This is a genomic window from Stenotrophomonas maltophilia (genome assembly GCF_039555535.1).
GTDB classification, from domain to species: domain Bacteria; phylum Pseudomonadota; class Gammaproteobacteria; order Xanthomonadales; family Xanthomonadaceae; genus Stenotrophomonas; species Stenotrophomonas maltophilia_Q.
The window spans coordinates 3,685,223-3,706,547 of the sequence record NZ_CP154630.1 but is presented as its reverse complement, the minus strand read 5'-3'; the positions used below and the strand labels follow the sequence as shown (position 1 = coordinate 3,706,547).

The 21,325-nt window shown below is 66.9% G+C and carries 16 protein-coding genes and 1 riboswitch; of the genes, 8 read left to right on the top strand and 8 right to left on the bottom strand.

Annotated features, from left to right (window positions below; genetic code table 11):
• Positions 1-5: 5 nt before the first annotated feature.
• Both AASM09_RS17180 and AASM09_RS17175 read right to left on the bottom strand, forming a co-directional pair.
• A complete protein-coding gene (locus AASM09_RS17180) occupies positions 6-2,483 on the bottom strand; it encodes an acyl-CoA dehydrogenase (RefSeq protein ID WP_049428122.1) in 2,478 nt (825 codons plus the stop codon).
• Positions 2,480-3,397, bottom strand: coding sequence for an alpha/beta fold hydrolase (locus AASM09_RS17175; protein ID WP_049428119.1), 918 nt, complete (start codon positions 3,395-3,397; stop codon positions 2,480-2,482). The genes AASM09_RS17180 and AASM09_RS17175 overlap by 4 nt, the downstream gene beginning before the upstream one ends.
• Before the next feature lie 141 nt (positions 3,398-3,538).
• Here AASM09_RS17175 and AASM09_RS17170 point away from each other — a divergent pair, with 141 nt between their 5' ends.
• Together AASM09_RS17170 and AASM09_RS17165 are read left to right on the top strand one after the other, a co-directional pair.
• The gene (locus AASM09_RS17170; protein ID WP_005410690.1) at positions 3,539-4,138 is read left to right on the top strand and encodes a TetR/AcrR family transcriptional regulator; all 600 of its coding nucleotides are present in this window, start codon (positions 3,539-3,541) and stop codon (positions 4,136-4,138) included.
• Positions 4,139-4,369: 231 nt separating this feature from the next.
• Entirely contained in the window at positions 4,370-7,327 is a 2,958-nt protein-coding gene (locus AASM09_RS17165) for a TonB-dependent receptor domain-containing protein (RefSeq protein WP_049428118.1), read from the top strand.
• 188 nt (positions 7,328-7,515) lie between these two features.
• Here AASM09_RS17165 and AASM09_RS17160 read toward each other — a convergent pair whose 3' ends face one another.
• Positions 7,516-8,328 carry a hypothetical protein gene (locus tag AASM09_RS17160; protein WP_024956328.1) on the bottom strand — a complete coding sequence of 271 codons (813 nt, stop codon included), beginning with the start codon at positions 8,326-8,328 and terminating at the stop codon, positions 7,516-7,518.
• 150 nt (positions 8,329-8,478) lie between these two features.
• Positions 8,479-9,372, bottom strand: coding sequence for an Hsp33 family molecular chaperone HslO (locus AASM09_RS17155; RefSeq protein ID WP_343368551.1), 894 nt, complete (start codon positions 9,370-9,372; stop codon positions 8,479-8,481).
• A 77-nt stretch (positions 9,373-9,449) separates the two neighbouring features.
• Here AASM09_RS17155 and mtgA point away from each other — a divergent pair, with 77 nt between their 5' ends.
• From mtgA to AASM09_RS17140, 3 genes are read left to right on the top strand one after another with little or no spacing between them, the layout of a single operon-like run.
• Positions 9,450-10,199, top strand: coding sequence for a monofunctional biosynthetic peptidoglycan transglycosylase (gene mtgA, locus AASM09_RS17150; RefSeq protein ID WP_049428115.1), 750 nt, complete (start codon positions 9,450-9,452; stop codon positions 10,197-10,199).
• Between the two features lie 46 nt (positions 10,200-10,245).
• A complete protein-coding gene (locus AASM09_RS17145; protein ID WP_049428112.1) occupies positions 10,246-11,265 on the top strand; it encodes a glycosyltransferase family 2 protein in 1,020 nt (339 codons plus the stop codon).
• Positions 11,225-11,656: a CBS domain-containing protein gene (locus tag AASM09_RS17140; protein ID WP_012511858.1), complete on the top strand. Its 432-nt coding sequence runs from the start codon at positions 11,225-11,227 to the stop codon at positions 11,654-11,656. The genes AASM09_RS17145 and AASM09_RS17140 overlap by 41 nt, the downstream gene beginning before the upstream one ends.
• Positions 11,657-12,160: 504 nt before the next feature.
• Here the strand turns inward: AASM09_RS17140 and AASM09_RS17135 are convergent.
• The 4 genes from AASM09_RS17135 to AASM09_RS17120 form a co-directional block, all read right to left on the bottom strand.
• The gene (locus AASM09_RS17135; RefSeq protein ID WP_049428110.1) at positions 12,161-14,134 is read right to left on the bottom strand and encodes an AsmA family protein; all 1,974 of its coding nucleotides are present in this window, start codon (positions 14,132-14,134) and stop codon (positions 12,161-12,163) included.
• A gap of 82 nt (positions 14,135-14,216) precedes the next feature.
• On the bottom strand, positions 14,217-14,855 hold the full coding sequence (gene trhA / locus AASM09_RS17130) for a PAQR family membrane homeostasis protein TrhA (protein ID WP_010482744.1): 639 nt from the start codon (positions 14,853-14,855) through the stop codon (positions 14,217-14,219).
• A gap of 177 nt (positions 14,856-15,032) precedes the next feature.
• The gene (locus AASM09_RS17125; RefSeq protein ID WP_049428108.1) at positions 15,033-16,637 is read right to left on the bottom strand and encodes a peptide chain release factor 3; all 1,605 of its coding nucleotides are present in this window, start codon (positions 16,635-16,637) and stop codon (positions 15,033-15,035) included.
• 66 nt (positions 16,638-16,703) lie between these two features.
• Positions 16,704-17,600: a M23 family metallopeptidase gene (locus tag AASM09_RS17120; RefSeq protein ID WP_049428107.1), complete on the bottom strand. Its 897-nt coding sequence runs from the start codon at positions 17,598-17,600 to the stop codon at positions 16,704-16,706.
• A gap of 148 nt (positions 17,601-17,748) precedes the next feature.
• Positions 17,749-17,867: riboswitch (SAM riboswitch) on the top strand.
• Positions 17,868-17,944: 77 nt separating this feature from the next.
• Between AASM09_RS17120 and metX the strand changes: the two genes are divergently transcribed.
• From metX to AASM09_RS17105, 3 genes are read left to right on the top strand one after another with little or no spacing between them, the layout of a single operon-like run.
• A complete protein-coding gene (gene metX / locus AASM09_RS17115) occupies positions 17,945-18,976 on the top strand; it encodes a homoserine O-succinyltransferase MetX (RefSeq protein WP_049428105.1) in 1,032 nt (343 codons plus the stop codon).
• On the top strand, positions 18,973-20,208 hold the full coding sequence (locus tag AASM09_RS17110) for an O-succinylhomoserine (thiol)-lyase (RefSeq protein WP_049428103.1): 1,236 nt from the start codon (positions 18,973-18,975) through the stop codon (positions 20,206-20,208). The genes metX and AASM09_RS17110 overlap by 4 nt, the downstream gene beginning before the upstream one ends.
• Positions 20,205-21,272 (top strand): homoserine dehydrogenase, encoded by a 1,068-nt coding sequence (locus AASM09_RS17105; protein WP_049428101.1) that lies wholly within the window; start codon positions 20,205-20,207, stop codon positions 21,270-21,272. Before AASM09_RS17110 ends, AASM09_RS17105 begins: the two co-directional genes overlap by 4 nt.
• The last annotated feature ends 53 nt before the right edge of the window (positions 21,273-21,325 follow it).

Here is a 21,325-nt window from a genome sequence, read left to right as displayed (position 1 = left end):
GGCGATCAGGCCGCCTGCGAATGCGGGTCCTTGTGCTGGCGGTCGTAGTAGCTGGCCGCACGTAGTTCATGGGTGTCGAAGTCGTCCACGGTGATGGTGTCCAGGGTCAGCGTGCGCAGCTCTTCCAGCAGGCTGCGCTCGTCCTGGGTGATCACGCCCTCGGCCACGGCTTCGTCCAGCTGTGCCTTGAAGTCCAGCGCCTCGATGCCCTTGCTCTTCAGCGCCTTCAGGAACTTGCGCTCCACCGGCTCGGCCATGATCGCCTTGCTCAGGTAGCTGTTGATGCGGCCACCCGGGTTGTTCTCGCACGGGGTCAGGAACACGCCACTGGCCAGGCGGTCGCGGGCTTCGTTCGGCGCCATCAGCAGGGCGGCGACGCGGCGGCTCAGGCGGTCGCCCGGGGCCTCGGCACGGCGGCCCAGCGGGAAGATCAGCGCCCACATCAGCCAGCCGATCGGACGGATCGGGAAGTTGCGCAGGGCGGCCGACAGCGATTCCTCGATCTTGTGCACGCTGTCATGGAAGGCCCAGGCCAGCAGCGGCTGGTCGGCCTGCGGTGCGCCTTCATCGTGGTAGCGCTTGAGCATGGCGCTGGTCATGTAGACATGGCTCAGCACATCGCCCAGGCGGCCGGACAGCGATTCCTTGAACTTCAGCTTGCCGCCAAGCGTCATCATCGAGATGTCGGCCATCAGCGCCAGATTGGCCGAATAGCGGTCCAGCTTGCGGAAATAACGGCGGGTGTAGGCATCGCCCGGGGCGGCACCGAAGCGGGCGCCGGTCAGGCCGAACCAGAACGAACGCACGGCATTGGAGAGGCCAAAGCGGATGTGGCCGAACAGGCTGCGGTCGAACTCCTGCAGGCCGGCACGGGTGTCCGGATCCTGCGCCGCCTTCATTTCCTTCAGCACCCACGGGTGGCAGAGGATCGCACCCTGGCCGAAGATCAGCAGGCTGCGGGTCATGATGTTGGCGCCTTCCACGGTGATCGCGATCGGCGCCGCCTGCCAGCTGCGGCCGGCGAAGTTGCGCGGCCCCAGGATGATGCCCTTGCCGCCGATCACGTCCATCATGTCCGAGATCACTTCACGGCTCATGTTGGTGCAGTGGTACTTGGCGATCGCCGACGGCACCGACGGCACGTCGCCGCGGTCCACGGCGGCAGCGGTGGCCTGCGACAGCGCGCTGATCTTGTACGCCTTGCCGCCGATGCGGGCCAGCGCTTCTTCCACGCCCTCGAAGCGGCCGACCGACAGGCCGAACTGCTTGCGGATGCGTGCATAGGCGCCGGTCACGGCAGCACCGGCCTTGGCGCCGCCGCTGGCAGTGGAGGGCAGGGTGATCGAGCGGCCCACGGCCAGGCACTCGTTGAGCATGTTCCAGCCCTTGCCGGCCATGGCAGCGCCACCGATCAGCTGGGTCAGCGGAATGAACACGTCCTTGCCGCGGATCGGGCCGTTCTGGAACGTCGAGTTCAGCGGGAAGTGGCGACGGCCGATTTCAACGCCGGCGGTGTCGCGCGGCAGCAGGCCCAGGGTGATGCCGATGTCGCGGGTATCGCCGATCAGGCCATCCGGGTCGTACATGCGGAACGCCAGGCCGATCAGCGAGGCAACCGGGGCCAGCGTGATGTAGCGCTTGTCGAAGGTCAGCTTGACGCCGAGCACCTGCTCGCCGTTCCACTCGCCCTTGCAGACGATGCCGTAATCAGGAATCGAGGTAGCGTCGGAGCCGGCGAACGGGCCGGTCAGGCCGAAGCAGGGCACTTCGCGGCCATCGGCCAGGCGCGGCAGGTACTGGTCCTTCTGTTCCTGGGTGCCGTAGTGCACCAGCAGTTCACCCGGGCCCAGCGAGTTCGGCACGCCCACGGTGGAGCTGACCACCGAGGACACCGAGGCCAGCTTCTGGATCACCTTGTGGTGGGCCAGCGCGGAGAAGCCCAGGCCGCCGTATTCCTTCGGAATGATCATGCCGAAGAACTTGTTCTTCTTGATGAAGGCCCACAGCTCCGGCGGCAGGTCGGCGTGGACGTGGGTGATTTCCCAGTCGTTGACCATCGTGCACAGCTCTTCGACCGGGCCATCGAGGAAGGCCTGTTCTTCGGCGGTCAGCTGCGGCTTGGGGTAGTTGAGCAGGATGTTCCAGTCCGGATCACCGGTGAACAGCTCGCCCTCGAAGCCGACCGAGCCGGTTTCCAGCGCGATGCGCTCGGTCTGCGACAGCGGCGGCAGCACCTTGCGGAACACCTTCATCATCGGGCCGGTCAGCAGCGGCTTGCGGATGAACGGCAGCAGCAGCGGCACGGCGATGACGGCCAACACGGCGGCAGCCACGATCGTGGCGGTCTGGTTGACGTAGGGGATGAACCAGCAGGCGACCAGCAGGGCCACGCTGATCAGCGTCCAGGTAACCAGCCGCATGCGGTGGTAGGCGACGAACGCGCCTGCCAGCAGCAGGGCGAGGAAGGGAAGAACGATGCTCATGAGCGTGCTCCGGTGACGTGCTCGTTTGTGGCGGACGAAGCCGCAGCATCCGCTGCGGGCAACACGTCCAGATAGTCCAACACAGTAGCGGTAAAGGCGTCGTTGTCATCGCCGGCGACCATGTGCGTGGCCTGCGGCAGCTGTACGTGACGCGCGTGCGGCGCCAACGCCAGGAATTCGGCCACGGTCTGTGGCGTGACCAGGTCGCTGCGGCCGCCGCTGACCAGCAGCAGCGGGCATTTCACCTGGCGTGCGGCCTCGGCCAGCGCATCCTGGTGCTGCTCGCTGTCGCGCGCCAGTTCGGCCACCAGGCGCGGGTCCCAGTGCCAGCGCCAGCGGCCCTGGCCGTCCTCGCGCAGCAGCGCGCGCAGCGACTGCTCGGATTTGCGCGGACGGTGCGGCATGTAGGCCGAGATCACATCGGCGGCCTGGGTGAGCGAGGCGAAGCCGTCGGGATGGGCGGTCATGAAGGCCAGGATGCGTTCAACACCGGCGGTATCCCAGCGCGGGGTGATGTCCACCAGCACCATCGCCGAGAACAGGCCCGGCCAGCGCGATTCGGCCAGCAGGCCGAACAGGCCACCCATCGAGGCTGCGACCAGCACCGGCGGGCGCGGCTGTTCCCCGGCCAGCACGATGAGGTCATCAGCGAACTGTTCGCCGTGATAGGGCAGTTCGGCGGCATTCCAGTCCGAATCGCCGTGGCCACGAGCGTCGTAGGCCAATGTCTGCAGTCCCGCCGCAGACAGGGCCCGCGCGGTGGCGTTCCAGGCATGCCGGGTCTGGCCGAAGCCATGCGCGAACAGCACCCGGCCACGGCGGCCATGGTCGCTGGCAGTCGCAGCCAGGCGCGCGCCATGGGCGGCCTCCAGGCGAAGATCATGGAACGCAGCGGGAGTAGGGGACGTAACCATACTTGCTAGTATGGAGCGCTTGTGAGGGAAGTCAATACTGCACGGTATGGTGCGCTGCGGCAGGTGCCCAGGCGGGCGCCGCGACGGTTTCGGCCGCAACCGCGTACTGCAACGAACCCCGGCGTATGGTTAAATCAGCCCATGAATCAACCTGACGCTTCCGCCGGCGAACCGCGCGCCGGCCGCAACAGCCGCCTGAGTGCCGAAGACTGGGCCCAGGCAGCTCTCGATCTGATTGCTGAACAAGGTGTGGGTGCCGTCGCGGTGGAACCGTTGGCGCGGCGCCTGGGTGTGACCAAGGGCAGTTTCTACTGGCACTTCCCGTCGCGTGATGCGCTGCTGCAGGCGGCGCTGGAACGCTGGGAACTGTTCGAACAGGAACAGGTGTTCGGCAGCCTGGAGGATGTGCCGGATCCGCGCGTGCGCCTGCGCCAGTTGTTCCAGATGGTGGCGCACGAAGTGCAGCCGCACATCATCTACAGCGAACTGCTGAAGGCGCTGGACCACCCGATGGTGCGCCCGGTGATCGACCGCGTGTCGCAGCGCCGGCTCGACTACCTGGTTGCTTCGTTCCGCCAGGCCGGGCTCAGCTCCACCGATGCACGGCATCGCGCACGCCTGGCCTATGCAGCCTACGTTGGCTTCCTGCAGCTTTCGCTGCAGCTGCAGCAACCCAAGCAGGCCCGCGAGGATTTCGAGGCCTATGTCGAGCATCTGATCGAGACGCTCATTCCCAGCTGAATGGGAAAACGGCGCCCTGCAAGTGCCGAATGCGCCTTGCAGGGCGACCTCAATGCGCCAACGTATGTCGTAGTGAGACTGGTTTCACGCGATTTGGGCGTTTTCTTAACGACTCTTTAATTCCAGATCAAGTGTGGCTACTATCGGGTCACCAGCCGTTTTTTGTGCCTCCCTTTTGGGGTACGTCGGTTGGACTCAGCACACAACCCAAGATCCATGGAGAGAGAGCCCATGAAGTTGAACAGCAACAAGCTGCGCGATGCAGTGTGCGTTGCGCTGGCCGCCAGCGCCGCATCCGTTGCCGGCACCGGTGTGGCGTCTGCCCAGACCGCCACCAACCTGGACCGCATTGAAGTCACCGGTTCGCGCATCCGTACCGTCGACGTCGAAACTGCCCAGCCGGTCCTGACCCTCAGCCGCGCCGACATCGAGAAGCAGGGCTTCTCGTCGGTCGCTGACATCCTGCAGAACATCAGCGCCGTGGGTACGCCGCCGATCAGCCGTGCCCAGCCGCTGTCCTCGGGCGAAGCCGTCGGCGGCACCTACATCAGCCTGCGCGACCTGGGTGCCACCCGCACCCTGGTGCTGCTCAACGGCAAGCGCCTGGGCATCACCACCGGTGGCCTGCAGGACATCTCGACCGTGCCGGTCTCGGCCATCGAGCGCATCGAAGTGCTGAAGGACGGCGCTTCGTCGATCTACGGTTCCGATGCCATCGCCGGCGTCATCAACATCATCACCCGTACCAACTTCGAAGGCGCCACCGGCAGCGTCTACTACGGCCAGTACAGTGAAGGCGACGGTGCCACCCGCACCATGGACTTCACCATGGGCGTGAAGGGTGAGCGCGGTTCGCTGACCATCGGTGCCGAGTACGCCAAGGAAGACAAGGTGCGGGCGGCGGATCGTCCGTACGGTGCGTTCCCGCGCAGCGCCAACCACCCGGACTTCGGCTGGACCACCGTCGGCGAGTTCGGCGGTTTCGTCAGCCGTCCGGCCGATGGCCTGCCGGGCGTCACCTATCCGGCCGCCAGTGCATCCAACCCGAACCGCGAAGTGCGCGTGATCCTGCGTGAGGGTGGCAACGCGAGCAACAAGGCCGACTACATCGCGCAGAACGTCAACAGCTTCTCCACCCAGGACAAGACCAACACCAACCTGCAGACCGACCTGCGTACCCCGCAGGAGCGCCGTGCGGTGTTCGTCGATGGCATCTACGACCTGACCGACAACGTGCGCCTGCGCACCAACATGCTGTACAGCTTCCGCGATTCGAACCGCCAGATCGCCGGCTATCCGTACGGCGCACTGGCCTTCGGTTCGCCGATTTCGGCCAGAAGTGTGTTCAATCCGCTGGGTGCTGACATCGCCAACTGGTGGCGTCGTACTTCGGAAGTACCGCGCAACACCCGCGCCGAGCTGACCACCTTCCGCTTCAGCGGCGGCCTGGAAGGCAGCTTCGAGTTCTCCGACCGCCTGTTCGACTGGGATGTCGGCTACCTGTACAACAACAACAAGCTGGTCCAGACCAGCACCGGCGACCTCAACCTGACCGCGCTGCGTGCGGCCGTGGGTCCGTCGTTCATCAACAGCAGCGGCGTGGCGCAGTGCGGTACCGTGGCCAACCCGATCGGGTTGAACCAGTGCGTGCCGTACAACCCGTTCCTGCATGCCGGCATCCAGAGCAACGGTGCCAATGGCGCATTGACCGGCAATACCGCCCTGCAGAACCTGCTGTTCCCGTCTGCGCACTCCACCGCCGAGACCACCACCAAGGTCGTCACCGCCAACCTCGCCGGCAGCCTGTTCACCCTGCCGGCCGGCGACCTGGGCTTCGCCGTGGGTATCGAACACCGCAAGGAAACGGGCAGCTTCAGCCCGGACGCGCTGGTGCAGTCGGGCAACACCTCCGGCCTGGCCAACTTCCCGACCGGTGGTGGCTACAAGGTTGACGAAGTCTATGCCGAGTTCAACGTGCCGATCCTGGCCGACCTGCCGGGCGCCCGCGAGCTGAGCCTCAACGCGGCCACCCGTCATTCGGACTACGACACCTTCGGCACGACGCTGAACAGCAAGTTCGGCTTCAAGTGGAAGCCGATCGACTCGCTGCTCATCCGCGGTACCTGGGCGGAAGGCTTCCGTGCCCCGACCATCGCCGACCTGTACAGCGGCGGTTCGCAGTCGTTCGACTTCTTCACCGATCCGTGCGATTCGGTCTACGGTGCAGCGCGCACCAACGCTGCGGTGCGTGCCCGTTGCGCCGCTGCACTGCCGGCCGGCGTCAACGTCAACAACTTCCGCCAGCAGCAGCAGGGCTTCACCCCGACCACCGCTGCATCGTCGCAGACCCCGCTGGCCTTCGTCTCCGGTTCCAACGACCAGCTGACCCCGGAAACCTCGACGTCCAAGACCCTGGGCTTCGTCTGGAGCCCGGGTTTCATCCAGAACTTCAACATGTCGCTGGACTGGTGGGAAATCCGCGTCGAGAACACCATCATCTCGGACACGGCCAACCTGATCCTCAACGACTGCTACATCAACGATATCGCGGCACGCTGCTCGGCGTTCACGCGTGATCCGGTGACCGGCATCGTCAACAACCTCAAGCGCACCGGCATCAACGCCGGCTACCGCGAGGTGGAAGGCTTCGACCTGGATGTCAGCTACCGCCTGCCGACCGATCGTTTCGGCAACTTCAGCGCGCAGTGGACCAGCACCTACACCTCGCGTGACGACCTGGTCACCACCAAGAACCCGGTCACCCACCCGAATCCCCGCACCGGCGTGGGCTGGGCGGGCGGCGCCTTCCGCGTGCGTTCGAACCTGAACCTGGGTTGGGAAATGGGTGACTTCGGTGCCAGCTGGACCGTCCGTTACTTCTCCGGCATGAAGGAATCGTGCCTGAGCGCCGTGACGTTCCCGGAAGAGTGCAACCTGCCGAACTACGCTTCGCCGAACAACCAGGGCGTGGCGGTGGGCAGCGCGACCAACCAGCGTGGCGCGACCGTGTTCAACGACGTCCAGCTGCGCTGGAACGCACCGTGGAATGCGACCGTGGCCGTGGGTGCCAACAACGTGTTCGGCCGCGTGGGCCCGACCATGTACAGCCAGCCGAGCGCGAACGTCTCCTATTACGGTGGCTTCGACATCGGTCGCTTCCTGTACATGAAGTACACCCAGCGCTTCTGACCGCGGCGTAATCCGTACGTGTGACATGGCCACGCCCCGAAAGGGGCGTGGCTTTTTTCATGGGCGCGAAGGCGATGCATGTCTGGCGCACGAGCGGAAGCTGCGCGCAGCGCGACGCTGGTGGCGGTGGCACCATGGAAAAAGGGAGGGCGTTCGGCAGCGTTGCCGCTGCGACGAGACCAGGGCCTTTAGAGGTCCTGCTCGTAGCGTACGTACGGCACGGTGCCGTCGTCGTTGCTTTCGTTGCGCGGCGAGAACGGATTCTTGCCGCGGCTGATCACGTTCTCGGCGCCCACGGTGAGCTGGCCGGACCACGGTGTGCGCCAGGTCAGGCCGATGCCCAGGCCTTCCCACTTGCCGGGCTTGCCCGGCACATCGATGACGCGGCCAATGATGCTGCCGGTGAAATTGCCGTAGCCGGCGCCGATGCTCAGGCTCTTGCTGTCCCAGCGGTCGGCGATGGCCGGCGAAGCATCGGCCAGCGGTACCAGGCGAGCCTTGGCGTAGGTGCCGGCGATGGAAACGAAGCCTTCGCGGCCGATGTTCTTCTGCGCGAACACGGTCAGGTCATTCTGCTCGGCACGCAGCGAAGGGGTCTTGTTCGGGCCTGCCAGCCACGCCGGCAGGGTTTCACGGCCGGTTCCGGCGGTGATGCCGAGGCGGCTGCTGCCACGGTTCAAGGCGGCGGTGCCGGTGAAGCGCCGGCTGTTGAGGTCGTCCTCGTCGCCGAGGCTGGCCAGCATGCAGTGACTGGCCAGACCGCTCATGCTGGTCCCGCTGCTGCTGCAGAGCAGGCCCAACGAATCGCCAGAAGACAGGCCAAAGGCTGCATCCAGCGAGTTGCGGCCGAAATGCCAGCGCGCCCCGGCCGCCTGTTCACCGGTCGGCTCCAGGTACAGCAGGGCCTCGACCTTGCCGCTGCCCTTGTTCCATACCGGCAGCACGGTGCGGGTATCCTTGCTCTGCGCATGCACGCCCGTGATCGCGCCAAGGGCGATCATCATGGCCAGCGGTAGACGCAGGAAGGTACGCATCGAACCAGTTCAGACAGGAAAGGGCAACGGAAGTTCCCGCAGATACGGGAACTTGATCGTAGGGTGTTTATGAATTCTTAACAAGCCTTGATCCCCCCAGATGCAAGACAAGCTGTTTTATTGAAGCCGTTCAGGTGCCGGCACCGTCCCCTCGGCACCGTGGAACAGTATGCCGAACTCCGTCAACGGAAAGTGATACTCCCGCCCGCAGAATTCGCAACGCACCTCGACGGCGCCGGTGTCTTCGGCGGCGGCGCGGGCCTCGTCCTCACCCAGCGACTGCAGCATCGACGCGACCCGCTCACGCGAGCACGAACACGCGAAGGACAGCGGCTTTTCGCCCATCAGCGCCGGCTTCTCCTCGTGGAACAGGCGGTGCAGCAGCTGCTCGGCCGGGGTGGCCAGCAGTTCGGCCTTGCCCAGGGTCTCGAACAGGGCGCTGGCGCGCGCCCAGCCGTCCTCGTCGCCTTCGTCGCCCGGCAGCTTCTGCAGCAGCAGGCCGGCGGCGCCATTGCGGTCGGCGGCCAGCAGCAGGCGGGTCGGCAGCTGCTCGGACTGGCGGAAGTAGTCCTCGAAGGCTTCGTCCAGCTCCGGTGCGGTCAGTCCGACCAGGCTCTGGTAACGCTGTGGTTCACGCGGGTCCAGGCCCGGGTTCTCGATGGTGATCGCGAGCAGGGCGTCATCGCCAAGGCTGGACAGGTCGCGCGGCGCATCGGCGCCTTCGCTGAGCTGGGCGATGCCGCGCAGGGTACCGGCGGCGGTGCATTCGGCGGACAGGGTGCGCAGGGCGGTGCTGCTGCGCAGCTGGATCGACAGGCGCCCATCGATCTTGGTGTGGCCGGTGAACAGCGCCGAAGCCACGCAGGCTTCGCCCAGCAGCTCGGCAGCGGTATCCGGGTACTCGGCGTGGGACAGGATTTCCTGCCAGGTGGCCTGCAGGCGCACGTGGACGCCACGGACGCCAGCGTCGGGGAGCAGGAAGCGGATCAGGGAATCGGGGTTGGCGGTCATCGGCTCACATCGCGCGTAAACGGGGGCGGTTGCCGGATAATGCGCCGACAACCAGATAGAAGAAGGATGCACCAGTAATGGGGGCAGGGGGAGAGCAGCACAAGGTGGAAGCCGTGGCAGAAGGCCCGCGCCGCAGGCGCTGGCGCTGGAAACGGCTGCTGTGGCTGCCGGTACTGCTGGCCGCCTTCAGCTGCCTGCAGGTCCTGGTGCTGCGGTTCATCGACCCGCCGGTGTCCACGGTGATGCTGTGGCGCTACGGCGAGGCGCTGTGCGAGGCGGACTGGTCCTATCGCCTGCATTACCAGTGGCGCGATCTGGACCAGATGGCGCCGAGCCTGCCGATCTCGCTGGTGGCGGCGGAGGACCAGCGCTTCCCCGACCACAACGGCTTCGACCTGCAGGCCATCGAGAAGGCCCGTGACCACAATGCCAAGGGCGGGCGCCTGCGCGGTGCCAGCACGATCAGCCAGCAGGTGGCCAAGAACCTGTTCCTGTGGCAGGGCCGCAGCTGGGTGCGCAAGGGCCTGGAGGTCTGGTACACGGTGCTGATCGAAGCGCTGTGGCCGAAGGAACGCATCCTGGAGATGTACGCCAACATTGCCGAGTTCGGCGACGGTGTCTATGGCGCGCAAGCGGCAGCGCAGACGTTCTGGGGCAAGGATGCGGCGCGGCTGAGCCCGGCCGAGAGCGCGCGGCTGGCAGCGGTGCTGCCGGCGCCACGGCGCTACAACGCCGCAAAGCCAGGGCCGTACGTGCAGCGGCGCGCCGCCTGGATCCAGCGCCAGGCACGGCAGCTGGGTGGGGCCGCGTACCTGTCGGACGAGTGAGCGCGCGCCGCCTGATCTGTGGGCGGCGGCAACGTACAATCCGGGCATGACCCGCGAACGGCTCACTTTCGTCATCGCCGCCTACAACGAGGCACTGGCACTGCCGTTGCTGCATCCGCGGTTGTGCGCGGTGCTCGATGTGCTGCCCGACATCGACGGCCACATCCTGTACGTGGACGACGGCAGCCATGATGGGACCTGGGAGGTGATCGCCCGCCTGGCCCAGGCCGACGCGCGGGTCTCCGCGCTGAAGCTGTCGCGCAATTTCGGCAAGGAAGCGGCATTGACCGCTGGCCTGGACCTGGTGCGCGAAGGTGCGGCGATGATCCTCGACGCCGACGGCCAGGATCCGCCCGAACTGCTGCCGCAGTTCGTCGCGCGCTGGCGCGAGGGCCATGACAATGTCTATGGCACGCGGCTGGCGCGCGATGGCGAGGCCTGGATCAAGCGTGCCACGGCGGCGATCTTCTACCGCGTGATGGGGCGCCTGTCGCGTACGCCGATCCCGGCTGACACCGGGGATTTCCGCCTGCTGTCTCCGCGCGCGCTGAGTGCGCTGCGCGAGATGCGTGAGCGCCATCGTTTCATGAAGGGGCTTTTCAGCTGGGTGGGCTTCAAGCGCGTGGCGGTGCCCTATCACCGCCAGGCACGCGTGGCCGGCACCAGCAAGTTCAGCCTGTGGCGGCTGTGGAACTTCGCCCTGGAAGGCATTACCGGGTTCTCGACCGTGCCGCTGCGTGCGGCGACCTACCTGGGGCTGGCAACCGCGGCGGTGGCCTTCGTGTTCGGCCTGTGGGTAATCGTAAAGGCGGCTCTGTATGGCGACCGGGTGGCGGGCTGGCCGACGATGATGGCGGTCATCCTGTTCCTGGGCGGGGTGCAGCTGATCGCGCTGGGCCTGATCGGCGAGTACCTGGGGCGGCTGTACGAAGAGTCCAAGCAGCGGCCGTTGTACCTGGTTGACGCGTGGCTAGCATCGTCCGTGGCAGACTCGGCCCTGCAACCCACCCTCGGAGGGCAGGCGGATGACCACGGTACGGCAACTGTTGGACGGCAAGTCTCCTGAAGTACATGCGGTCGCGCCGGATGCGGCGGTGATCGATGCGATCCGGTTGATGGCGGAAAAGGGCATCGGTGCGGTGCTGGTGATGGACGGCCCGAGGCTGGTCGGCATCCTGTCCGAGCGCGATTACGCGCGCAAGATCGTGCTGCGTGATCGTTCTTCGCGCGATACGGCTGTGGCGGAGATCATGACGGCACAGGTGGTGACGGTGTCGCCGGGCGAGCAGGTGGAGCATTGCCTGCAGCTGGTGACCGACTACCGCATCCGCCACCTGCCGGTGGTGGAGGGCGCGCAGGTGCTGGGGGTGATCTCCATCGGTGACCTGGTGAAGTCGGTGATCGATGCGCAGCGGCGCGAGCTGGATCAGCTGCAGCAGTACATCGTTGCCGGGTGAGGTGTTCGCTGGCGGGCCTGCGGCCCGCCGGCCCGCTTTTCGAAGCCAGAGCCAGAGCCAGAGCCAGAGCCAGAGCTGAGAGCAGCGCCTTCCTGATATGTCGGGAGGCGGAGGGCATGGGCGTGCAGGACACGCCGCAAGTACGTCCCTGTAGGCTCGATGGCGCCATCCATGGCGCCAACGGTCCTGCACGCCCATGCCCTCCGCCTCTGGACACATTTCTGCGAGCGCGGTGCGTACATGCGCGGTGCCTCGCCCTTGGTAGCTGCCAACCTTGGTTGGCAACAGCTTTTGACTTTGCTTTTTTCTTTTGACTTTGAATTTCCGCTCTCGTTCCGCGCGCGCGGGAAACTGTCCGGAGCCGGAGCAAGGCGGCAGGCAGGACCGTGAGGCGCATGGATGCGCCGACCGAGCCTACAGGGACGTATTTACGGCGTGTCCTGCCTGTCGCCTTGCTCCGGCTCTATGCGCGGAAAAAGAGGCGCCGCGAACAACGCTGTAACCCTACTTCGCATACTGCCCACCGCAGTCGGCATCCTTCCCCGGCCCCAGTTCGATCGTCGCCAGCAGCGCCGCCGGCGGGGCAATGCTGCCCAGCGCCAGTGCCACGGCGCCTCGAATGCCCAGCGCCTTGAAGTCCGGGCGGAACGACGGGTCCTTGAACGTGCCCGTGATGTGCAGCGGCGAGCGCAGCACCAGGATGCTCTTGTCCTTCGGGCGTGGCTTCAGCAGCAGGTCCATGGTCTCGTCGCGCAGGCTGACCGTGCCTTCGCCGATGAGGATCGTATCGGTGGTATCCACCGCCAGTGCCTGGCTGGTCATCAGGCCGTCGCGCACGCCGAAGTCGGCGAAGGCGCAGCGCAGGGGAATCTGCTTGTCGCCGGTCACCAGGAATTTCAGTGATTCGGTGATGTCCAGCCCAGCCAGTTCCATCACCAGGTTGCCGACATGGCCGCGGCCCATCGCCAGGCCGACCTTGCCGCTGCTGCTGCCCAGCATCGCGGCGATCGAGTTGCCGCGTCCGCTCAGGTCCACTTCGCCACCGATGCCGCCCTTGGCCTGCTCGGCCAGCTTCGCATCGGGGAACAGCTGGCCCAGCTGCACGCCGCGCACGCTGGCTTTCAGCGCGGTGCGGATCTGCGGTTGGCGGGCATCCATGCGGATCGTGCTGCGGATGTCACCGCCGGCCACGCCGAAGTTCAGCGGGTCCAGCCGCAGCACGCCGTCATCGAGCAGCAGATGCGCGTCCATGTCGTCCAGCGGCAACGAGGGTGCGTTGATACGGTGCGCCTTCCAGCGCACGTCGGCATCCATCGCGCGCAGCTTGCCCAGGTTGTAGGGCGTGTCGGGCAATACCCGGCGGCTGGCGGCGACACGGGCGGCCTGTGCCTTCTGTTCCGCATTCGCGGTTTCGCCGCCGCCGGTCTTCGGTGGCGCGCCGACGAAGCCGGCCAGGTCATCGAAGTCCAGGCGCTTGGATTCCAGTGTTGCGGTCAGCCGTGGACGGTCGCGTCCCACCTCGAACTGCAGGTTGCCACCGAGGTCGCTGTCGCCGACCTTGCCGGTGAAGCTGTCGTAGCGCCAGACGTTGTGGTCGCGCTTCAGCCGTCCGTCCAATGCATAGGGCGGTGAGGGCGGGATGGCGATGCCGAGCAGCGGGTAGAGATCGGCCAGGTCCTGGCCACTGAGCGCGAACTGCAGGTCGAACACCCGCAGCTGGAACGGATTGGTCAGCGTGCCACTGGCCACCGCGCGGGTAGCGCCGGCGCGACCGTCGAGGTGGATGCGGAACGGATGGTCGCTGTCGGTCAGCTCCAGCGGTGATTCGGTTCCGCCCTGCAGGGTGAACGGGTTGCCCTGCCAATGGCCCTTGCCCTGCACCAGCAGCGGCGGCGAGGCATCGGCCTGTTTCGGTTGGCCGCTGCGCACGCCCACTCGGATGTCGGTGCGGCCCATTGCGTCGAGGAACTGCAGCCGGCCGTCGTCGATGCGCAGGCGCTTGAGCTGCGGGCTTGTCCCGCCGCTACTGTCGCCCAGGAAATCCCAGTTGCCCGGCTCGCCCTTGCGCGGGGCGGTTTCCAGCAGCACGTCCGGTCGGGTCAGGCGCACTTCCGGCAGCTGCACGCTGCCGCGCAGCAGGGGCCACACCCGCACGTCGATCTCGACGCGGTCAGCCGTGGCCATGTTCGGCTGCTTCGCCCAGCCGGCATTGGCGAAGGTGATGGCATCGGCACGGATGGTGCTGGTGCGGCCGAGGTCGACATCCAGATGCCCGATGTGCAGTGCACGACCGGTGCGTGCCTGCACCGCGCGCTCGACCGGACCCTTGAACCAGTTCCAGTCCCACAGCGCGATCAGCACCAGGATCACCGCCAGCAGGAAGACCAGGACCGTCAGCCAGCGCCGGCCGCGCGGGCCAGGTCTGCGGAGGCGCCAGCGGGGAGCGCGCGTTGTGGCAGGGGAAGCGGCATCATTCACGCCGCCATGGTTGCCCCCTCATCGTGGACGGGGCGCGAAGCGTCCATGTGCATCATGTGCACATGCGGCGCGCTGGTTCGTGTTACAGCACCTGCATGGTCACCGCGACGAAGTGGCAGACGCTGCCGCCGATCACGAACAGGTGCCAGATCGCGTGCGAATAGGGGATCGATTCGCGGTGGTAGAAGTAGGTGCCCAGCGTGTACGACAGGCCGCCGGCCAGCAGCCAGCCCAGGGTCCAGCCGTCGATCGAGGCCAGCATCGGCTTGATCGCAACGATCACCAGCCAGCCCATGGCGATGTAGATGCCGGTGGAAAGCGCCTTGAAGCGGCCAGTGTAGAACAGCTTGAACACCACCCCGGCCAGGGCCAGGGTCCAGATCGCGGCGAACAGGCCCCAACCCCACGGGCCACGCAGGCCGATCAGGGTGAACGGGGTATAGGTGCCGGCGATCAATACGTAGATCGCGCAGTGGTCGAACACCTTCAGGCGGCCCTTGGCGACCGGGTGCTGGATGGCGTGGTACAGAGTGGAGGCGGTGTACAGCAGCAGAAGCGCAATGCCGAATACGATCGCGCCGGCCAGCTGCCAGCCATCGCTGTAGATGGCGGCGAGGGTGATCAGTACTGCACCGGCGCCCAGGGCGAGCACGGCACCGAGGCCGTGGGTCAGGGCGCTGGCGATTTCTTCGCGGATCGAAGCAACGGAAGTCGTGGACATGGCGTAGGCATCGTTCGCGGGGAGGGGGACCCGCACCCCCCCTATCATCGCCGCGATGGGCGGCATCTGCACGCCTGTCACCGTATGGTCGATGAATCCCCGGGTTGCACGGATGAACCGGCGACGGGTGCTGGGGTCAGAGCCCTTTCCTGCGGAAAGGGATCCGACCCCGGGGCATCAGCCTGCCGAAACGGTATGCGCCGCTTCGCGGGTGGCCGAGAAACGCACGTCCGGCGAGCGTTCCTGCGCCAGCTGCAGGTTGACCCGTGTCGGTGCCAGGTAGACCAGGTGGCCGGCCGCATCCAGTGCCAGGTTCAGCGCATTCTTCTCGCGGAACTCTTCCAGCTTCTTCTCGTTGCTGCAGTGGACCCAACGCGCGGTGGTCACGCTGACCGGCTCGAAGGTGGCTTCCACGCCGTACTCGTCCTTCAGGCGATAGGCCGCCACGTCGAACTGCAGCACGCCGACGGCACCGAGGATCAGGTCGTTGCTGGTCAGCGGGCGGAAGAACTGGGTGGCGCCCTCTTCGGACAGCTGGGCCAGGCCCTTCTGCAGCTGCTTGAGCTTGAGCGGATCGCGCAGGCGCGCGCGGCGGAACAGTTCCGGGGCGAAGTTCGGAATACCGGTGAAGGTGACCGCTTCGCCTTCGGTGAAGGTATCGCCGATGGAAATGGTGCCGTGGTTGTGGATGCCGATCACATCGCCCGGCCACGCTTCGGCGGCGATTTCACGATCGCTGGCCATGAAGGTCAGGGCGTTGGCCAGCTTCATTTCCTTGCCGGTACGCACGTGGAAGGTCTTCATGCCTGCGCTGAAACGGCCGGAGCAGACGCGCATGAACGCCACGCGGTCACGGTGCTGCGGGTCCATGTTGGCCTGGATCTTGAACACGAAGCCGGTGAGCTTGTTCTCTTCCGGGGCGATCTCGCGGCCGGTGGTGGAGCGTGCCTGCGGCGACGGCGCATGCTCGACGAAGAAGTCCAGCAGCGGCTGCACGCCGAAGTTGTTCACGCCCGAGCCGAAGAACACCGGGGTCTGCTTGCCGGCGCGGTAGGCGTCCAGGTCGAACGGGTGGCTGGCGCCCTGCACCAGTTCCAGTTCGTCGCGCAGGTCGGCCAGCATCTGTGCACCGATCTTCTCGGCCAGGCCGGGTGCATCGATGGACGGGAAGATGGTCGAGTCCTGGCGGGTGAAGTTGCGGCCCGGTTCGTACAGGTGCACTTCCCCGGTCAGCAGGTGAACCACGCCCTTCAGGCGCTGGCCCATGCCGATCGGCCAGGTGACCGGGGCGCACTGGATGCCCAGCACGGTTTCCACTTCATCCAGCAGCTCGATCGGGTCCTTGCCCTCGCGGTCGAGCTTGTTGATGAAGGTCATGATCGGGGTGTCGCGCAGGCGGCAGACTTCCATCAGCTTGATGGTGCGCTCTTCCACGCCCTTGGCCACGTCGATCACCATCAGCGCCGAGTCCACCGCGGTCAGCACGCGGTAGGTGTCCTCGCCGAAGTCGGCGTGGCCGGGGGTGTCGAGCAGGTTGACGATCTTGCCTTCGTACGGGAACTGCATCACCGAGGAGGTGACCGAGATGCCGCGCTCCTTTTCCAGCGCCATCCAGTCGGACGTTGCGTGGCGGGCGGCCTTGCGGCCCTTGACCGAACCGGCCATCTGGATCGCGCCTCCGAACAGCAGCAGCTTTTCGGTCAGCGTGGTCTTGCCGGCGTCAGGGTGGGAGATGATGGCGAAGGTGCGGCGACGCGACGCTTCGTTGGCGACTTCGGACATGGCAGTGGCGCCCGCCCGGGGCGCTTTTCAAAGAGATAAGCGCCCGATTATACCGGCCGGGGCCGGTCAGCGCCCGGTGCCGCCGTCGGCCTCGCCCTGGCGGGCGAACTGCAGCTGGCCTTGCTCGGTGAAGATGCGCGCCGGCACCGAGCGCAGGCCCATGCCGCGGTTGACCTGTACCACGAAGTGCAGGTGCGGGGCGCTGCTGTAGCCACTGTTGCCGGACAGGCCGAGGGGTTGCCCGGCTCCCACTGCCTGGCCACGGCGCACGCGCATGCCGCCCGCCTGCAGGTGGCCATACAGGGCCATGCTGCCGTCGCTGTGCAGCACGCGGATGAAGTTGGCGCGGCCGCCATCGCGTTCGCGGTCCTGGCCGTTGCCACGGAAGCCATCCTGGATCTGCATCACCGTGCCCTCGCGTGCGGCCAGCACCAACGTGCCTTCAGGCAGCGCGAAGTCGACCGCATCGCGGTTTTCCTCGTCATCGTGGCTGAACCGGCCCTGCGGCGCCTGGCCCACGCGCGGGCGCGCATCATCGAAGGGCAGGCGGTAGGCCACATCCTCGGCCTGTGCAGCGGGGTTGCCCGGCACCGATTGCAGGCGCAGGTCCAGCATCCGGCCGTTGACCGGCGCGGGGAGGTGGCCGACCACCAGGCTGCTGTCGCCCTGTATCAGTGACTGCACCGGCAGGCCGTCGACCGGGTGCCCGGGGGCCGCGCGCAGTTCGATCTGCAACGGGCCGGCCAGGGTGTTGTCGATGCGTGCCTGCCATTGCTCGCCGATCGGCTGCAGGCGCAGCTGGGCCATCGGAAGGGCCTCCTTCGCGGCCCCTGTCCTCGCGTCGGCGCTGGCGGTGGTGGGCGCCTTCGGCAGCATCCCCCAGCCCTGTCGCCAGTCGCTGGCGCCGGCGGAGGCACTGGCCAGCAGCGGCAGGAGCAGGCAGGTCAAGGGCAGGCGTGGCATCAGCGGATTCAGAAAAATGGACCGCCGGGACTGTACCCGATCCTGAACGGAGCGACCGCGACGCCTCTCGCATACTGAGGATGAAAATATTCATCGCTTTATCCGCATGAAGGGATTGACAGTGCCGGGAAGGGCTGGCATCGTGGCGTCACCATCGAGACCGGCAGAGGGACAGGCCCTTTGAAGCCGGGGCAGCCCGCGGATGCGAAAGCGTCTGCGTAGGTGCCAAATCCTGCGGGGACCGTGGCGTCCACCGAAAGATGGTTCGAACCATGCACCGCACGTGCATCTCGAACGCGAGCCCCGCGAAGGCTCGATGGCCGATTCCCCAACCGGATCCCGCCATGAGCTTCGCTGCCAGTACCGCCGTTCGCCCCGAACCCTTTGTCCCCGTCAGCGTGCCGGTCGAAGACCGCGTGCATGCCGAGCGCGGCGAGTTCGCTGCGGTGCTGTCGATGCGTCATGCCGGCCCCAGCCCGGTGCGCCTGCGCTACGAGTGGGTCGGCCCGGCCAACGCGCCGGTGGTGGTGCTGGCCGGCGGCATTTCCGCGCATCGCCATGTGGCCTCCAACCCGCAGTTCAGCGAGAAGGGCTGGGCCGAAGAGCTGGTCGGCAGTGGTCGCACGCTGGATCCGCAGCAGCTGCGCGTGCTGGCGTTCGACTTCATCGGGGCTGATGGTGCGCTGGACGTGCCGATCGATACCGCCGACCAGGCCGATGCGTTGGCGCTGCTGCTGGATCATCTGGGTATCCGCACGCTGAGGGCCTTCGTCGGCTACTCGTATGGCGCGCTGGTCGGCCAGCAGTTCGCGATCCGCCATCGTGCCCGCGTGCGCCAGCTGGTGCTGGCCAGCGGTGCGCATCGCCCGCACCCGTATGCCGCCGCCTGGCGCGCGTTGCAGCGCCGTGCCGTCGCCCTCGGCCAACTGCAGTGCGGCGAAGACCACGGCCTGGCGCTGGCCCGGCAGTTCGCCATGCTCAGCTACCGCACCCCGGAAGAATTCGGCGAGCGCTTCGACGCCGCGCCCGAAGTGATCAACGGCCGCGTGCGCGTCGCCGCCGAAGACTACCTGGATGCTGCCGGCGCGCAGTACGTCGCGCGCACACCGGTGACCGCCTACCTGCGCCTGTCCGAATCGATCGACCTGCACCGCGTCGACCCCGCCGCCATCCTGCCGCCGACCGTGGTGGTGGCCGTGGAAGGTGACCGCCTGGTACCGCTGGCCGACCTGGTCGGCCTGGTCGAGGGGCTGGGGCCGCGCGGCAGCCTGCGCGTGCTGCGCTCGCCCTACGGCCACGACGCCTTCCTCAAAGAAACCGATCGCATCGACGCGATCCTCGCCACCGCCTTCCGCACCTCTGGAGAGTCCGCATGAGCCTGCACGCCAACGAGCCGTCCTGTAGCCGCACCACTGCCGCCGTCCGTGCCGGCATCGATCGCGACACCGCGCATGGCGCGGTCACGCCGCCGATCGTGCTGTCGTCGAACTTCAGCTTTGAAGGCTTCGGCAACAAGCGCCAGTACGACTACACGCGCAGTGGCAACCCGACCCGCGACCTGCTGGGGGAAGCGCTGGCCGAGCTGGAAGGCGGCGCGGGCGGCGTGATCACCGCCACCGGCATGGGCGCGATCAACCTGGTGCTGAACGCACTGCTGCAGCCAGGTGACACCCTGGTGGTGCCGCACGATGCATACGGCGGCAGCTGGCGCCTGTTCAATGCGCTGGCAAAGAAGGGGCACTTCGAACTGGTCACCGCCGACCTGACCGATCCACGCGCGCTGGCGCAGGCGCTGGCCACCCAGCCGAAGCTGGTGCTGGTGGAAACCCCGTCCAATCCGCTGCTGCGCATCACCGACCTGCGCTTCGTCATCGATGCCGCGCACAAGGCAGGTGCTCTGGTTGTGGTCGACAACACCTTCCTGTCGCCGGCCCTGCAGCAACCGCTGTCGTTCGGTGCGGACCTGGTACTGCACTCCACCACCAAGTACATCAATGGCCACAGCGATGTGGTGGGCGGCGCGGTGGTTGCGCGCGATCCGGAACTGCACGAGCAGCTGGTGTGGTGGGGCAACGCGCTGGGCCTGACTGGTTCGCCGTTCGATGCCTTCCTGACCCTGCGCGGCCTGCGCACGCTGGATGCGCGCCTGCGCGTGCACCAGGAGAACGCCACTTCGATCGTGGCGCTGCTGGACCAGCATCCGGCGGTCGGCCGCGTCTATTATCCGGGCCTGGCCGATCACCCGGGCCACTCCATCGCCGCCCGCCAGCAGAGTGGCTTCGGCGCGATGCTGTCGTTCGAACTGGCTGACTGCGAAGGTGATGATCCGCATGCGGCAGTGCGTGCCTTTGTCGATGGCCTGCGCTGTTTCACCCTGGCCGAATCGCTGGGCGGTGTTGAAAGCCTGGTCGCGCATCCGGCCACCATGACCCATGCGGCGATGACCGCCGAAGCGCGTGCCGCCGCCGGCATCAGCGAAGGCCTGCTGCGCCTGTCGGTGGGCATCGAGGCCGAGCGTGACCTGCTGGCCGACCTGGGCGCCGCGCTGCAGCGCGCCGAAGCAGTGATCGATGCGGCTGCACGCCGCAAACAGGTGGTGGATGCATGAGCGCGCTCGCCGCTGAAATTCCTGCGCTGGGCGTGGGACGCCTGGCGCTGCTCGGCACCGGCACGGTCGGCTCGGCCTTCGTGCAGCGTTACCAGGCATTGCGGGCGCGTGGGCTGGAACTGCCCAGCGTGCAGTGGCTGGCCAATTCACGCACTGCGCTGGAAATCGATCGTGACCTGGCGTTGCCGCTGGAGCTGGCACGACGTGCACCGCGCGATGGACAGAGTTCGCCGCCGTGGGCGAGCGCCGAGGGGCTGGAGCGTGGCGATGTTGTGGTCGACGCCACCGCCAGCGAAGACGTGGCCGCGCGCCACGTGCAGTGGCTGGCGCGCGGCGTGCACGTGGTGACCGCCAACAAGCTGGGCCGTGGTGCGCAGCTGGCACGCGCGCAGGCGATTGCCGAAAGCTGCGCCGACAGTGGCGCGCGCTATGGCGACAGCGCGACGGTGGGCGCGGGCCTGCCGCTGCTGAGCAGCCTGCGTGCGTTGGTGGCTGGTGGCGATCACATCCATGCCATCGAGGGTGTGCTGTCCGGTTCGCTGGCCTGGCTGTTCCATCGTTACGACGGCCAGTCGCCGTTCTCGGCGGCGGTGCGCGAGGCGTTGGCGGCCGGCTACACCGAGCCCGATCCGCGCCTGGACCTGTCCGGCGAAGACGTGCGGCGCAAGCTGTTGATCCTCGCCCGCAGCAGTGGCCTGGCGCTGGATGCCGCGCAGGTGCAGGTGGATTCGCTGGTGCCTGCGGCGCTGGCGGCGTTGCCGCTGGAGGAAGCGGTAGGCGCGCTGGAACAACTGGACGCGCCGTTGCAGGCGCGCTGGCAGCAGGCGCGCGACAACGGCCGCGTGCTGCGTTTCGTTGGCCGTGTTGATGGCGAGGGCGCGCAGGTGGGCCTGCGTGAGCTGCCTGCGGATCACCCGCTGGCGCAGGGGGCAGGCACCGACAACCGCGTGGCCATCCACAGTGATCGCTACCAACGCCAGCCGCTGTTGATCCAGGGGCCGGGTGCGGGCGCGGAAGTCACTGCCGCTGCGTTGCTGGATGACGTGCTGAGGATCGTGGGTTGATCGCACGGTTCTTGTAGAGCCGAGCCCATGCTCGGCTGCTACTGACCGAATCC